Source organism: Chitinimonas taiwanensis DSM 18899, from assembly GCF_900119825.1.
GTDB lineage: Bacteria > Pseudomonadota > Gammaproteobacteria > Burkholderiales > Chitinimonadaceae > Chitinimonas > Chitinimonas taiwanensis.
In genome coordinates this window covers 236762-251680 of the sequence record NZ_FPKR01000002.1, presented here as the reverse complement: position 1 = coordinate 251680, position 14919 = coordinate 236762, and the positions used below count along the sequence as shown (strand labels likewise).

General features: G+C 63.3%; 11 protein-coding genes. 4 read left to right on the top strand and 7 right to left on the bottom strand.

Going from position 1 to position 14919, the window contains the following annotated elements; all coding sequences use genetic code 11:
* Positions 1-15: 15 nt before the first annotated feature.
* Positions 16-1746, bottom strand: a complete 1731-nt coding sequence (locus BT173_RS03070) for an ABC transporter transmembrane domain-containing protein (protein ID WP_072427152.1) — start codon at positions 1744-1746, stop codon at positions 16-18.
* A 290-nt stretch (positions 1747-2036) separates the two neighbouring features.
* Here BT173_RS03070 and BT173_RS03065 point away from each other — a divergent pair, with 290 nt between their 5' ends.
* A complete protein-coding gene (locus tag BT173_RS03065) occupies positions 2037-5018 on the top strand; it encodes a tetratricopeptide repeat protein (RefSeq protein WP_072427151.1) in 2982 nt (993 codons plus the stop codon).
* Between the two features lie 687 nt (positions 5019-5705).
* Here the strand turns inward: BT173_RS03065 and BT173_RS03055 are convergent.
* The 4 genes from BT173_RS03055 to BT173_RS03040 form a co-directional block, all read right to left on the bottom strand.
* Positions 5706-6530, bottom strand: coding sequence for a DUF8616 domain-containing protein (locus BT173_RS03055; protein ID WP_072427150.1), 825 nt, complete (start codon positions 6528-6530; stop codon positions 5706-5708).
* Positions 6531-6563: 33 nt separating this feature from the next.
* Positions 6564-7019 carry an NUDIX hydrolase gene (locus BT173_RS03050; protein WP_072427149.1) on the bottom strand — a complete coding sequence of 152 codons (456 nt, stop codon included), beginning with the start codon at positions 7017-7019 and terminating at the stop codon, positions 6564-6566.
* 196 nt (positions 7020-7215) lie between these two features.
* A complete protein-coding gene (locus BT173_RS03045) occupies positions 7216-7452 on the bottom strand; it encodes a hypothetical protein (RefSeq protein ID WP_139256022.1) in 237 nt (78 codons plus the stop codon).
* 217 nt (positions 7453-7669) lie between these two features.
* Positions 7670-9550 (bottom strand): MFS transporter, encoded by a 1881-nt coding sequence (locus BT173_RS03040; RefSeq protein WP_072427147.1) that lies wholly within the window; start codon positions 9548-9550, stop codon positions 7670-7672.
* 202 nt (positions 9551-9752) lie between these two features.
* Here BT173_RS03040 and BT173_RS03035 point away from each other — a divergent pair, with 202 nt between their 5' ends.
* Positions 9753-10952, top strand: coding sequence for a glycine C-acetyltransferase (locus BT173_RS03035; RefSeq protein ID WP_072427146.1), 1200 nt, complete (start codon positions 9753-9755; stop codon positions 10950-10952).
* 71 nt (positions 10953-11023) lie between these two features.
* Positions 11024-12067, top strand: coding sequence for an L-threonine 3-dehydrogenase (gene tdh, locus BT173_RS03030; protein ID WP_072427145.1), 1044 nt, complete (start codon positions 11024-11026; stop codon positions 12065-12067).
* Positions 12068-12152: 85 nt separating this feature from the next.
* Here the strand turns inward: tdh and BT173_RS03025 are convergent, their stop codons facing one another.
* A complete protein-coding gene (locus BT173_RS03025) occupies positions 12153-13592 on the bottom strand; it encodes an ATP-binding protein (RefSeq protein WP_072427144.1) in 1440 nt (479 codons plus the stop codon).
* Positions 13592-14296, bottom strand: a complete 705-nt coding sequence (locus BT173_RS03020; RefSeq protein WP_072427143.1) for a response regulator — start codon at positions 14294-14296, stop codon at positions 13592-13594. Before BT173_RS03020 ends, BT173_RS03025 begins: the two co-directional genes overlap by 1 nt.
* 129 nt (positions 14297-14425) lie before the next feature.
* Here BT173_RS03020 and BT173_RS03015 point away from each other — a divergent pair, with 129 nt between their 5' ends.
* Positions 14426-14869 (top strand): hypothetical protein, encoded by a 444-nt coding sequence (locus BT173_RS03015; RefSeq protein ID WP_072427142.1) that lies wholly within the window; start codon positions 14426-14428, stop codon positions 14867-14869.
* Positions 14870-14919: the final 50 nt, after the last annotated feature.

Genomic DNA, 14919 nt, shown 5'->3' with positions numbered 1-14919 from the left:
CGTGCCAGCCTTACTTCAGGCTTGCAATTGCAGGCTGGCCAGGCGCTGGTAAAGCGGGTTATTGGCGAGTAGATCGGCATGCTTGCCGATGCCAGCAATACGCCCGGCATCGATGACCACCGTGCGGTCGGCATGCAGCACGGTGGACAGGCGATGGGCGATGATCAGTGTGGTGCGCCCCTGCATCAGCCGGTCGAGCGCCTGCTGCACCATGCGTTCGCTATGCGAATCGAGCGCGCTGGTTGCCTCGTCCAGCAGCAGGATGGGCCGGTCGGCCAGAATCGCGCGCGCAATGGCGATGCGTTGGCGCTGCCCGCCCGATAGGCGCACGCCACGCTCGCCCAGGTCGGTCGCATAGCCCTCGGGCAGCTGCTCGATGAATTCGCTGGCAAAGGCCGCTTCACAGGCCGCCTTCACCTCGGCCTCGCTTGCCTCGGGCCGGCCATAGCGCACATTGTCCAGCACGCTCATGGCAAAGATCACCGCCTCCTGCGAGACGATGGCAATCCGGCTGCGCAGATCGGCAATCGCCACCTCACGTACATCGCGCCCATCCACGCGCACGCAGCCTTCGGCCGGGTCGTAAAAGCGCAGCAGCAGCTGGAATACCGTGCTCTTGCCGGCGCCGCTCGGGCCGACCAGGGCCACTTTCTCGCCTGGTGCCACCCGCAGGTTGAAGTCGGCCAGCGCCGGCTGTTCGGGCCGCGTCGGGTAGTGAAAGCGCAGCTGCTCGAATTCGACTTCGCCGCGCGCCGGCTGCGGCAGGGCCAGCGGCACGGCCGGTTCGGCCACCTCGGGCCGGGTGGCCAGCAGTTCCAGCAAACGCTCCAACGCACCGGCCGCGCGCTGCACATCGCCAATCACTTCCGAGATGGTGGCCACCGCGCCGGCCACGATGACTGCATAGAACACGAAGGCCGACAGCTGACCCGCGCTGATCTTGCCGGCCAGCACATCATGCCCGCCCACCCACAGGATGGCGGCCACCGCGCCGAACACCAGCACCATCACCGCTACGATCAGGGTGGCGCGCTGACGGATGCGCTGTTTGCCGGTGGCAAAGGTGGCCTCCACCCGCTCGGCAAAAGCTGCGCGGTCGGCGCCCTCGTGGCCATAGGCCTGCACGGTGCGGATCTCGTGCACGGTTTCGTCGATCACGCTGCTGACCGCCGCCACCTTGTCCTGGCTCTGGCGCGACAGCTTACGCACGCGGCGGCCGAACAGCAGGATGGGCACGACCACCAAGGGCACGCAGACCAGCACCAGCAGGGTCAGCTTCAGGCTGGTCACCGCCAGCATCACCATGCCGCCCACCAACATCAGCGCATTGCGCAGCGCCATCGAGGCCGAAGAGCCGATCACGGTCTCGATCTGGGTGGTGTCATTGGTCAGCCGCGAGATCACCTCGCCGGTGCGGCCGGTTTCGAAGAAGGAAGGCGGCAGCGTGAGCAGATGGTCGAACACCCGCCGGCGCAGATCGGCGGTCACCCGCTCGCCCAACCAGGACACGAAGTAAAAGCGCGCATAGGTGGCGGTCGCCATCACCGCAATCAAGCCGAGCAGGGCCAGCAGAGCCTGGTCGAGCAGGGCCGGATCGCTTGCTACAAAGCCCTTGTCGATCACTGCGCGCAAACCCTGGCCGACCAGCAGCATGCAGGCCGCTGCAATCACCAAGGCCACGGCGGCGATGGCAATGCGGGCGCGGTAGGGGGCGAGCAGGCTGCGTATCAGGGCAAGAGGGCGCATGCGGGTATCCGGTTGGCTGCGCTGCTGCGCAAAGAGGGTGCGTTTCAGATGAGGACGCGGGCGCGGATTTAAAGCGGCAGGGGCGTGAAGGTGTGATTGGCCAGTGCGTTACCCAACACGCATACCGCTGGGAGGCGAGTTGGTTTTAATGACGACGTCTGCTGCGGCTATTGCGATTGGTCGTATTGGGTGCGACTTGCTCAAGAAGTTGCTTCGGCAATTTGCACGCAGCGGCTGTGAAGGCTGCGCGTGTGCCGCACAATGGCGCCCTCTCTCAAGGACGGTTATCCATGCACGCACCGGATGCTCATCTAGCCAGCGCCACCTGGCTCTACCTAGGCGGCCCCTCGGGCGCGCTTCACTGCCTGGCGCGGTGCGACAATGTCTCGCCGCTCTGGTGCCTGCTGCTGGCCGGCGCTGCCGAGGTAGCCGCGATTACTACGCCGGAGCCCGACACCCAACTGCCGCGCCGGGGACTCAGGGTCGGTGCCTTGCGGGCGCTGCACAACTGGCGACTGTTCTGCGATTTCATCGCTGTCCATCCACAGTACCATCGGGTACCGGCACTCAGCATTTATCTGTCTGCAGTGGCAGAGTGGATTGAACAGCTCGCTGCCGAAGTGGGTCAACCCTTGGACGCGCTGTGGCTGCAGGGGGATTGGGATGCGCTATCCGGGCCGTTCGATGAGCATGAGTCTTCGCGTATCGCCTTCTGGCGCTGGAACGCCGACTCGCGCTTGGCCTTAGTACAGGGCGGTGATCCGCTGCAGCTGCACGAGATCACCCAGGTGGTCGATTTCGAGGCGTTGCAGGACTGGGTGCGTGGCTTCGGCCTGAACAGTCTCGATCATCCTTACTTCGATGCGTTGGCCCAGGAGGAGGCGTTCGAGGCACAGGGCACGCCCTTCGAAGATTTTCAACAGGCCGAGGCGCTGTCCTTCGACCCCTGGTGCGAGCATAACTTCCGCCCCCGCGAGCAGGCGGGGCTGTTTGGCCTGGTCGACGACGATGGTGCCTGGCATGAGCCGCCACAGTGGCAGGAAATACGCCCGGACGCTGGCAGCCTGGTGCGTGTCTGGGTCAGGCTGGGCGCGCGCTGGGGTCTGCTACAAATTGAGCCCACGGCGGAGCTGTTGTTCGCTCCGCAGTTCGATGCTGTGGTCGATTCGGCGGCGGGCGAGCTGTGCGTGGCGAGCCTGAACGGCCGCCAGGGTCTGCTCGATATCGCGCTGCGCCACTGGCGCTTGCCACCCGAGCACGAAGAGCTGCGCCGCGAGTGCAGCGGGCTGCTACGCGTGCGCCAGGGAGAACGGCTGGGCTATCTCGATGAAGACGGCCAGGTGCTCTGTGCGCCGCGCTATCAGCAGACCCGTCCGTTCGGCGGCAGCCAGCTGTTTGAGGCACAAGGCGTGGCCTGGGTAGTCGAAGCCGGGCGTTGGGGGCTGATCGATACCGGCTGTCGCGAGCTGCAGCCCTGCCAGTTCGAACGCGTGGAGTTTCGCGAGGAACATGATCAGCGCGGCTGGCGGGTATGGCGTGACGGCCATCAGGGCTGGGTCAATGCTGCTGGCGTGCTGGTGGTGCCTTGTCAATGGGATGAGGTGGACTGTTTCGAGCCCTACCAGCATGCCTGCGCCGCCGAGGGTATTTATCGCGTGCAGCGCGCCGGCCGCCATGGCCTGCTGCCTAGCCGGGGTGATTGGTGCATTCCCTGCGAATACGAGGATATCGAGCCGCTGGGCGTTGGCCCGGGCGCGCCACCTTTGCCGGAGGATGCGCTGCGCCAGGCTGCCGAACCGGAACAGGGCGACCTGGCCGTCTATATCGCTGACGGTGATACTGGCCAGTCGCGCCTACTGATTCGCGTACGCAATGCGCAGGGCGAGGGCGTGATCGATGAGGCCGGCCGGCAGATCGTTCCGCCCGCTGCCTGGCGGATTGCGGCGATCGGCAACCAAAACCTGCGCTGGCTGCGGCTGGAGGACGAGCAGTCACATTACCAGCTGTGGTGCGTCGAGCGGTGTGCACCGGCGCTGCCGGGCTGGCATGCCGGGGTCGATGTGCTGGACTTGCCCGGCCAGACACTGCTGTTGAGCTTTGCCGAGTCAGCGCCCCGAGACAGCGATTGCAGCTTGGAGTTCTGGACCACTGAGGGGGAGCCTGCGCTGGCTGGCCGCTTCATTGGCCTGCTGGGCGAGGTACTGTACGACTGCCGCTTGCTCAGTGATCAGCGCGAGTTGCTGCTGACGCATTGGCGCCGCGGCGAGCCGGTCGAGGCTTGCGAAATCCTCGCTGAGGGCGGTACCCGAGCGGTCTTCATCCAACCCGGCCAGGCACCACTTGTGGCTAGAGAGGAATGGCAGCGGCGTTATCGCCAAGGCGATCTGAATGCCGCGCTGGCCTTGTCCCGGCACTGTGAGACTAGGACACAGGCCTATCAGTGGGCGCGCCGTGCCTGCGGCCTGGACGAACTTGCCAGACAAGCATCGGCGGCAGCCTGGTTGCAATTGATTGAGCTGAGCTTGCAAGGGGCTGGCGATCTGTACGAGGCAAGGGACTGGGTCGAGCGCGGCCTGGCAGCCATGCCGGAGCTGGACGAGCGAGCACGCTTGTGGCTCTGCGCCGGGCGTCTGTGGCTGAATCCGGCGGCGGGTAGGGTGGATGCTGAGCGGGCTCGCCAGGCACTAGAGTGTGTGCAGCGCTTCAGTGACCAGCAGGACGCGGAGCATATCGAGAGCCGCTTTTACCTTGGGCATTACTGGTATGAAGGGCTGGGCGGCACGGTTGATCGCAACCAAGCGCGCGAGCTCTGGCGCAGCGCCGCGGCTGACGGCCATGCGCCCGCCTGCGAGGCGCTGCTGCGTCTACTGATCGACGACGCCCATGCTCAGGTGAATTCGGATGCTGCAGGGCAATGCTTGGAAGAGGCGCTTTACCATGCTCGGCAGTTCCTGGCGCACCCGCAGCATGGGGTAGCGTCGACGACGCTAATGGCCATACGCTACCAACTCGGTGAACTGCTTCTGGTTTGCGAACCGGTAGCCTGGGAGGAGGCAGAGCAAGTGCTGCACCAGGCTGCTGAGGCTGGTCATGCCCAGGCTATGGGCCTGTTGGCGGAGAAAATCTATCGTGACCGGGCTAGCCCGCTAAAGCGCGCAGGTGCAGCCACGCACTGGGCTTGGCGCTACGCCGCTGCACAGGGGCTCCTTGCTACGGCCGACAAGGGCTGGCGGCGCTGGCTGTTTGCCCTCGTCTGGTGGCTACGCGGCTAGCTCTTGCTCGCCCGAGCAACTTAGCAGGCGGCTACTTTCGTTCTCTGCAGCCAGCCTTGGCTCCAGCGCATTGGGTGCTGCACGGGCATCTCCAGTGCCACAGACTCAACGCTAAGGCGCGCCAACGATGGATGCGTTGGCGCCGAGTTGGCCGACTAATTGATTGAACAGCAACCGAATACCGGCGGATACCGGGCCGCGCTGTGGTTCGTAGGCATAGCGATCCTGGCTTGGCGGAGCCCATGGCTGTACCGCCTTAATAAGCTGACCACAGGCTAGATACGGTGCGGCCTGGAAGTCAGCCTGCTGCCTAAATCCACGCCGACTAATACGGCGGCTCATCTGCTTCAGGGTGCCAAGTTTGCCGTGCGTGCGATTGCGGAAGGCTTGCGCCACGAGGTCGGCGGCCAGATCCGCTTGACCGGTATCGAACCGGGGGCAGTGGATTCGTAACTGAAGTTCGGTAGCTCACTCGCGCGATAGCGCCAAGGCTATCGGTGAGTTCTACGACATTGCCATCCCGGCCGAATCGGTGGCACGTGCCATTGCGTTTGCCGTCGCGCAGCCGGCTGAGGTCGGTATCAGCGAGATCGTGCTGTGGCCTACGGTGCAGGACTTCTAAGCGGTAAGTCTCGGTCATGGCGACACGCCTACAACCAGATGGCGGGCGCGCTCCGACCACGGGCCTCACTTTGCCGACAAGGCGCTCAGCTTGCGCCAGGCGTGCTGGTCATCCGCTGCGGCTGCTTGGCGGAGTAAACGTAGCGCAGTCTGCCGGTCGCCCTTGCTGCCACGTTCCAGATACAGCATGGCGGCGTTGTAGGCGGCGATGGAATCACCAAGCTGACTGGCCGCCGTGAAGGCCTTCAGTGCACGCTCGGGACACAGGAAGAACATTTCCCAACCCGCGCCAGCCCGGCGGATGCCTTGTGCATGCTTGTGCTGCATCAGCTCGGCTTCGAAGGTGGCAGGCCAGCCGCCCGCCAGTGCCACCATGACTTCGCCGCCTTCCGCAACCTGGTAGGGCCCACCGCCCTGCGATAGGGTAAACGCCTGCCTGGTGGTGCGGGATTTGCCATCCTTGTCCAGCCAGATAAAGCCATCCTGCCCCTGAACGGGAAAGCCCTTCAGTGCGCGTGACAGCTTTACGGCCAGCGATTGTCCGCCGGGCTCGGCCGCCACCCCGCTCCAGGATGCGAGCAGGATGATCTTCCTGACTTCGGCGGATAGCTTGGGGCGCAGGATATCGGCCAGTTCTTCGGCGCCGAGAATGCGCCAATCCGCATCGTAGAAATGCCTGGGACTGGCATGCAGGCTCAGGTAGAGCGTCGATGGGTCATCGTCCCTCGCCCTGCTGTAGTTGAGGATGGCGTCTTCCGCCGGTATGCAGCGTTGGGTCCTGGCATCACAGTAGGGTATCGAGGCCGTACCGGTGAGTGGTAGCGAAGATGCACACTCGGCGGCTGCGAGGCTGTGGAGGGCGAACAGGGCTGTGTATACGATGATTTTCATACAGTTTTGCAGCGTCTCAGACCATCAAGGTCGCTATGCGATCGTGGTAGGCCTCGTCAGCAGCGATTCCAGCAGTTCGGGTAACCATTCGGGTTTGAACAGGCCTGGTGGTGCCTGCTGCAACTGTTCGATATCCCACCACTGCCAACGCTGGATCGTGTGTTGTTCTTCCTCGGTCCAGTCGGCGGCGAAGATCGTGGTCGGCGCCGGGCAGGCGACCAAGTAGTACTGCTCCTGCCAGCGCGCTGTGACCGACCTCGCCACCGCATAGTCGGCTTCGCGCTGCTTGAGCATGGGGCCGATGGGCAGCCGCAGACCGGTTTCCTCATAGAGTTCGCGCGCGGCCGCCGCCGCGTAGTCCTCGCCTGGCTTCAGTTCCCCGCCCGGCGTGGCCCAGAATGGCGCCTGATGTTCGTCCTGATACAGAAACAGCAGTAGCCGGCCAGCGCCGTCCACGATGATCAAGCGCGCAGAGTATCGGGTTTGCATGGTATGTTCTCGCTAAAGGCCACAGCTTGCCATGGGCTTGCACTAGCACAAATCACATGTTCTTCTTCGCAGAAGATGTCCGCGTCATTTAGAACCCATGCAGATCAGACCGAATGGGCGTTTCACAGTGCAGATCGCAAACTCGCAGCTTCCGGCTAATTCAATTCGGCGACTGCCGTATCTGGATGTCAGGATTTCACTTCTTGTGGTGTTGTTTGAATATGGTCAGTTCGCCATTGTCATCGGTGTTTTTAATGACCCAGTACCCGATAACGGCAAGTAATAACAAGGCTGAAATGAGTATGCCTACAAGGGACGGCATCAGGCCATGCGTGGCCAGCATGGTTTCCCATTTGGAATAAAAGAATGCGACGAAGCTTGCAATAAAGCAGAGGTAAAACTGTGCTGAGCCTTTGGGGAGTAGTTTTTTCATATTCATAAGCCATTGATAATTAATTCAATCATTGCAATTTGCTGTGTTGCTGCGAACGAAAGCCTGCTTTCAATCAGCTGATCTATGCGCTGCCCAGAGCTTGGGAATGGCGCGATACGCGGCGATCAGCCGCCTTCACAGCGTGTGGGCAACAGCTTAGCGCCTTTTGAACGCCTGGTGACAGCAGGGCGGGCAGCAGTGCGAGCCCGCCAGACAGCTAATGCGCATCCCCACGCAGCACCGTCACCCTGGCTTGCAGATCGCCCAGATCCAATTCGCTGGTGGGCACCGGCGCGCTCGCCACCAGGGCGATCTTGGACCAGAAGCGGCGTGGCATTTTCAGCATGGCGCTGCCGTCCTTGCGGCTGAAGAAGCTGCCCCACAGGCCGCGCAGGGCCATGGGGACGACCGGGGCATTGGCGCGTTGGGCGATTTCGATCACGCCGGGTTTGAAGGGGTTGATCTGGCCGTCATAGGTGATCTTGCCTTCCGGGAAGATGCATACCACTTCGCCGTTGGACAGATATTCCTGCACTTTGAGGAAGGCGCGTTCCTTCATGCCCGGATCTTCCTTGGCCGGGGCAATCGGCACGGCGCCGGCGGTGCGGAAGATGAAGCTCAGCACCGGAATCTTGAAGATGCGGTGGTCCATCACGAAGCGCACCGGGCGGCGTACTGCGCCGCCGATGACCAGCGCGTCCATGAAGCTGACATGGTTGCAGACCAGCACGACCGGGCCCTGATCGGGAATATGGTCTAGGCCCTCGTGCTTGACCCGGTACATGGTGTGGGTGGCGATCCAGACCAGGAAGCGCATCAGGTACTCGGGCTGCAGGCCGTAGACATAGAGCGCGACCGGGATATTCATCAGCGCGACGATCAGCAGCAGCTCAGGAATGCTGGTGCCTGCCTTGAGTATCAGGATGCTGACCACGGCCGAGACGACCATGAAGCAGGAATTGAGGATGTTATTGGCGGCGATGATGCGCGAGCGGTATTCGGGCTCGCTCTCGATCTGGATCAGCGCGTACAGCGGCACGATGAAGAAGCCGCCGAACACGCCCAATAGGGTGATATCGGCGATCAGGCGCCAGTGGCTGGCGTCGGCCAGGAAGGCCAGCGCACCAATGCCGGCGGCGGGCATGGCCGGAGCGGCGAAGTAGAGGTCGATGCCGAACACGCACATACCGATCGAGCCAAATGGCACCAGGCCGATTTCGATCTTGCGCCCGGACAGTACCTCGCACAGCGCCGAGCCCGCACCGACGCCGACCGAGAACAGCGCCACCAGCAGCGTGTAGACCTCGGCACTGCCACCGAGCACGTCCTTGGCATAGGTGGGCAGCTGGGTCAGATAGACCGCGCCGAAGAACCAGAACCAGGAAATACCCATCAGCGCGTGGAATACGCTCAGATTGCGCCGGCTCAGGCGGATGATGTGCCAGGTCTCGGTGAAGATATTCCAGTTGATCTTCAGGTCCTTGGCCTGCGGTGGGGCAGACGGCATGCCGCGGCTGGCCAGATAACCGAGCACGGCCACGCCCACACAGGCCATGGCCACCACGGCTACATTGTCCGGATTGTGTTCGACCAGCAGGGTGCCCCCGATCTGGCCCAAGAGGATGGCGATAAAAGTGCCCATCTCGATCAGGCCATTGCCGCCCAGCAGTTCACGCTCTTCCAGGTATTGCGGCAGGATCGAATACTTGAGCGGGCCGAACAGCGCCGAGTGCACGCCCATCAGAAACAGGCAGCCCATCAGCAGGGCGGCATTGCGATAGAGAAAGCCCACGCTGGCCAGCAGCATGATGGCGATCTCGAGCAGCTTGATCCAACGCGCGAGCGTGGCCTTGTCGAACTTTTCCGCCAGCTGACCGGCGGTGGCCGAGAACAGGAAGAAGGGCAGGATGAAGATGCCGGCCGCCGCATTGACCAGGGTGGGGGCATCGAGGCCGGCGAAACCGAGGCCAAAGAAGGTGATCATCACCAGCATGGCGTTCTTGAACAGATTGTCGTTGAAGGCGCCGAGGAACTGGGTGGTGAACAGGGGCAGGAAGCGCCGGGTGCGGAAGAGTTCGAACTGGTTATGGCCTGACATGCATGCTCCCGGGGGGCGGATTGGCTGTGCTGGCGCGGCGGCCAGCGATATTGCGCGCGAGATTAGCAGGCGACGCCCCCTTTGCCTACGCGGGCCGCCGCGCACGGCCAGTGCTAGAATTCAGCCCACCGCATGGGCCGACCCGCCTGGTACGGCCCGATTGGCCCGCTTCACAAGAGCGCGCCGCACAAGGGAGACTGCGTTGAACCACACCTTTCTGAGCCATCTGCAAGCCGAACTGGCTGCCATTCAGGACGCCGGCTTCTTCAAGCCCGAGCGCGTCATCGCCAGCCACCAGCGTGCCGACATCGCCCTGCGCGACGGCAGCCAGGTACTGAACTTCTGTGCCAATAATTATCTGGGCCTGGCCGACGACGCCCGCCTGATCGCCGCCGCCAAAAAGGGCGTGGACGACTATGGCTATGGCGTGGCCAGCGTGCGCTTCATCTGCGGCACCCAGAGCGTGCACAAAGACCTGGAAGGCGCGATTTCGCGCTTTCTGGAAACCGACGACACCATCCTGTATTCGAGCTGCTTCGACGCCAATGGCGGCGTGTTCGAAACCCTGTTGGGCGAACACGATGCGGTGATCTCGGATGAGCTCAACCATGCGTCCATCATCGATGGCGTGCGCCTCTGTAAGGCACAGCGCTATCGTTACAAGAACAACGATATGGCTGATCTGGAAGCGCAGCTGAAGGCCGCCGATGCGGCCGGCGCGCGCTTCAAGCTGATCGTCACCGACGGCGTATTCTCGATGGACGGCTTTATTGCCGATCTGAAGGCCATCTGCGATCTGGCCGATAAATACCAGGCCATCGTGATGGTGGACGACTCGCATGCAGTCGGCTTCATCGGCGAGAACGGCCGCGGTACACCCGAGTACTGCGGCGTGGCCGAGCGGGTCGATATCTATACCGGCACGCTGGGCAAAGCGCTCGGTGGTGCATCGGGCGGCTATGTCGCCGGTCGCCAGCCCATCATCGACCTGTTGCGCCAGCGCTCGCGCCCCTATCTGTTCTCCAACTCGCTGGCCCCGGCCATTACCGCCGCCAGCCTGGAAGTGTTCCGTATTCTGGAGAGTGACGGTGCGCGCCTGCGTGCCAAGGTCAAGGCCAATGCCGAGCTGTTCCGGCGCAAGATGAGCATGGCCGGCTTCACCCTGCAGCCGGGCGTACACCCCATCGTGCCGGTGATGCTGGGCGATGCGAAGCTGGCCAGCGAAATGGCCGCGCGCCTGTTGGCGCATGGCGTATATGTAATCGGCTTCAGCTTCCCGGTCGTACCGAAGGGCAAGGCGCGCATCCGCACCCAGATGAGCGCCGCGCACGAACCCGAGCATATCGAACGCGCAGTGGCGGCCTTTATCGCCGTGGGCAAGGAACTGGGCGTGATCGCCTGAGTGTAGCAAGCACTTTGTAGCCACTATGGCCGCGCCCACAAAGCGCGGCCGGACTTTCAGGAATATCCAGCATGAAAGCACTCGTCAAAGCCGAAGCCGCGCCGGGACTGACCCTGCAGCGGGTGAAGAAGCCCGAGGTCGGCCATAACGACCTCTTGATCAAGATCCGCAAGACCGCCATCTGCGGCACCGATATCCATATCTGGAAATGGGATGAATGGGCGCAGAAGACGATCCCGGTCGGCATGCATGTCGGCCATGAGTATGTTGGCGAAGTGGTCGGCATGGGCTCGGAAGTGCGTGGCTACAAGATTGGCGACCGGGTCTCCGGCGAGGGCCATATCACCTGCGGCTACTGCCGTAACTGCCGTGCAGGCCGCGTGCACCTGTGCCGCAATACCACCGGCGTGGGCGTGAACCGCGACGGCGCGTTTGCCGAGTATCTGGTGATCCCGGCCTTCAATGCTTTCAAGATTCCCGACGATATTCCGGATGAGATCGCCTCGATTCTCGACCCGTTTGGCAATGCCACCCATACCGCGCTGAGCTTCGACCTGGTCGGCGAGGATGTACTGATCACCGGTGCCGGCCCGATCGGCATCATGGCTGCCGCGATTGCCCGCCATGTCGGTGCGCGCCATGTGGTGATCACCGATGTGAACGAATACCGGCTGGAACTGGCGCTGAAGATGGGTGCCACCCGTGCGGTGAATGTGGCCAAGCAGGACCTGAAGGCGGTGATGCAGGAACTGGGCATGACCGAGGGCTTCGATGTGGGTCTGGAAATGTCCGGCAACCCGAGTGCCTTCCGTTCCATGCTGGAAACCATCAACCACGGCGGCAAGATCGCGCTCCTGGGCATTCCGCCCGGCGATATGGCCATCGACTGGAACCAGGTGATCTTCAAGGGCCTGGTGATCAAGGGCATTTACGGGCGCGAGATGTTCGAGACCTGGTACAAGATGGCCGCCATGCTGCAAAGCGGGCTCGATCTGTCTCCGATGATCACCCACCGCTTCCCGGTCGAGCAGTATGTGACCGGCTTCGAGACCATGTTGTCCGGGCAGTCGGGCAAGGTGATCCTCGACTGGACCGAAGCGGCCGAAGCGGTCTGAACCCCGCCGCAGCCAGCCAAAGCCGGATCGATGATCCGGCTTTTTTCATGCGTGGCGCGAGCGGCTTGGGCCGCACCCGGCGCAGTTAGGCGCTTGCCTGCGGCAGCCGCACGGTCACCAGCAGACCGCCATCCGGGTGGTTGGCCAGCTGCAGCTCACCGCCATGAGCATGGATGATATGGCGCGCAATGCCGAGGCCAAGGCCCATGCCCTCCTGGCGCTGCAGGCGGCCGTGTTCGAGGCGCACATAGGGCTGGAACAGGCTGTCGAATGCTTCCTCCGGCACGCCCGGCCCGTGGTCGCGCAGGCTCAGCTCCACCTGGCCGGCATGCTCGCTGAGCAGGATCTCGGCCCGCTCGCCATAGTGGAGCGCGTTTTCCAAGAGATTGCTCAGCGCGCGCTTGAGCGCCAGCGGCTTGGCGCGCACGGTCAGCGCCGGGCCGGCCCAGCGCACTTCCTTGCCGGCCAGCTTGGCATCCTGGGCCAGGCGCTCCACCAGTTGGTCCAGGCGCAGGGCGGTGCGGTTCTCGTGGATATCGCTGTCCTTCACGCTTTGCAGCGCGCCCTTGACCATCACATCCAGCTCGTCGAGGTCCTCATGGAACTCGGCGCGCGTGGTCTCATCGTCGAGCAGCTCGGTGCGCAGCTTGAGGCGGGTGATCGGGGTGCGCAGATCGTGCGAGATCGAGGCGAATAGCCGCTCGCGGTCATCGATATAGCGCTGAATGCGCGCCTGCATGGCATTGAAGGCGCGCGCAGTCTGCACGAATTCGCGGCTGCCGGCCTCGGGCAGCGGCTCGGGCGTCACGCCCTCGCCAAATGCTTCGGCCGCGCTGGAGATTGTTTCGAACGGCCGGGTCAGCCAGCGCACCACGCCGATCGACAAGAGCAGTACCGACAGCAGCGTGGCCAGTTGCAGGGCGAGTCGGTCCAGGCTGAGCGGGTCGGCATTGTCGAGGAAGTAGGGGTCGGGCATCAGCGCGGCCAGATACAGCCATTCCTCGCTGGCCAGCTGGGTCTGGATCACCAGGATGGGCGCCGGGCGCGGACGCACGATCAGCGTGTGCTGCACCCATTCGTCCGGCAGCTCGGCCAGGCGCATGCCGGCCTCGTTCACCACCAGCTGTTCAGGCCAGACAAAGCGCGCGCTGACCGAGGCCGGCTTGCTCAGCCCGGCCTGCAGCGTGGCCACCACGGTCTGCTGCACGGTGCGGGTGAGGGCGGAATCGGCTATGCCCTGCAGGGCCAGCGGCTGGCGGTTCACATTCACGAAAAAGCGCGTGCCGCCCATCTCGCGTAGCTGGGCAATCAGCAGCGGGCGGTAGTTGGCTGGCAGGCTGGCAAAGAAGCGCGTGGCGCTGGCGGCACTGGCGCCCAGATGGCGCGCCGCCTCGCTCGCTTCACGTTGGGCCTGCTGGCGCAGCTGGCCGGTCCAGATCAGATTGGCCACCAGCTGGGTGGCCAGTACGCCAGCCACCATCACCAGGCTGAGCCGGCCGGTCAGCGATCGGGGCAGTAGGCGCATCAGGCTTGCTCGGCCACGACTTCGGCTGAGAACACATAGCCGCTGCCGCGCACGGTCTTGATCAGGGTCGCATCGTCATTCAGACGCTGGCGCAGGCGGCTGACCTGCACATCGAGCGAGCGGTCGAGCGGTCCGAGATCGCGGCCTCGGGTTTCCTCGGCCAGCACATCACGGTCGAGCACCTCGCCCGGATGCTCGAGGAAGTACTTGAGCAGCTGGAAGTCGAGCCCGGTCAGCTTGACCGGCTCACCCTGTGCATCGCTGAGCGTGCGCTCGACCAGATCGAGCCGGAAGGCATTGAAGCGGTAAAAGCGTACCGGCGCACTGGCCACATCACCGGTACGGCGGTGGATGGCCTTGATGCGCGCCAAGAGCTCGCGCGGGTTGTAGGGCTTGCCGAGGTAGTCATCGGCCCCGAGCTCCAGGCCGACGATCTTGTCGGTGTCGTCGGCGCTGGCGGTCAGCATGATGATGGGCACCTTGCTCGTGCGCCGGACCCGACCGCACAGCGCAAAGCCATCGGTATCGGGCAGCATCACGTCCAGAATGACGAGACTCAGCTCATCCTGATAGCGCTCGAACTCGGCCAGAAAGCTCGCGCCATCGTGGGCCAGGCGCACCTCGTACTGGTTCTTCTCCAGATAGGTTTTCAGCAGGGTGCGGGTTTTGGCATCGTCATCGACGATCAGGATTTTGCGCGGCATAAGTAGTTCTAATCAGCGTGAGCTTGGCGTAATGAGCCCATATCGGGTATTCAGCGCCGGTTAAGTGGCAGGGCCTGAGTATGAACGTACACAACAGGGCCCGCGCCCCCATCCGAAGGAGTTTGCGATATGAAACGATTTTCCATCCTGGCCACCCTGGCCCTGCTGACCGTGCCTGTACTGGCCACCGATGTTGGCGTGTCGGTGACGGTGGGGGAACCCGGCTTCTACGGTCGTATCGATATTGGCAGTTTTCCGCAGCCGCGCGTCATCTATCGCGAACCCATCATCGTGCATCGCTCGCCAGTGATTGTGCATGAGCCGATCTATCTGCATGTGCCGCCCGGCCATGCCAAGAACTGGCGCAAGCACTGCGGTCGTTACGATGCCTGCGGTCGGCGTGTCTACTTCGTGCAGGACCGCTGGTACAACGATGTGTATGTGCCGCGCTACCGTGATCGCCACGGTCGGCACGATGATGATCGCTATGACCGACCCGGCAAACATGATCGTGATGACAAGCACGATAAGCATCCAGGCAAGGGCCATGGCCGTGGCAACGGCAAGGACTGAGGTCCGCCCGAACTGATTGGCAAGCTGATCCAGCCGCGCCCTTGGCGCGG

Bases quoted from the DNA above. Each gene is read 5' to 3' on its own strand.
- tdh (WP_072427145.1), top strand. From the start codon at position 11,024: ATGAAAGCACTCGTCAAAGCCGAAGCCGCGCCGGGACTGACCCTGCAG.
- BT173_RS03015 (WP_072427142.1), top strand. From the start codon at position 14,426: ATGAAACGATTTTCCATCCTGGCCACCCTGGCCCTGCTGACCGTGCCT.
- BT173_RS03055 (WP_072427150.1), bottom strand. From the start codon at position 6,530: ATGAAAATCATCGTATACACAGCCCTGTTCGCCCTCCACAGCCTCGCA.
- BT173_RS03040 (WP_072427147.1), bottom strand. From the start codon at position 9,550: ATGTCAGGCCATAACCAGTTCGAACTCTTCCGCACCCGGCGCTTCCTG.
- BT173_RS03025 (WP_072427144.1), bottom strand. From the start codon at position 13,592: ATGCGCCTACTGCCCCGATCGCTGACCGGCCGGCTCAGCCTGGTGATG.
- BT173_RS03065 (WP_072427151.1), top strand. From the start codon at position 2,037: ATGCACGCACCGGATGCTCATCTAGCCAGCGCCACCTGGCTCTACCTA.
- BT173_RS03020 (WP_072427143.1), bottom strand. From the start codon at position 14,296: ATGCCGCGCAAAATCCTGATCGTCGATGACGATGCCAAAACCCGCACC.
- BT173_RS03070 (WP_072427152.1), bottom strand. From the start codon at position 1,746: ATGCGCCCTCTTGCCCTGATACGCAGCCTGCTCGCCCCCTACCGCGCC.
- BT173_RS03050 (WP_072427149.1), bottom strand. From the start codon at position 7,019: ATGCAAACCCGATACTCTGCGCGCTTGATCATCGTGGACGGCGCTGGC.
- BT173_RS03045 (WP_139256022.1), bottom strand. From the start codon at position 7,452: ATGAAAAAACTACTCCCCAAAGGCTCAGCACAGTTTTACCTCTGCTTT.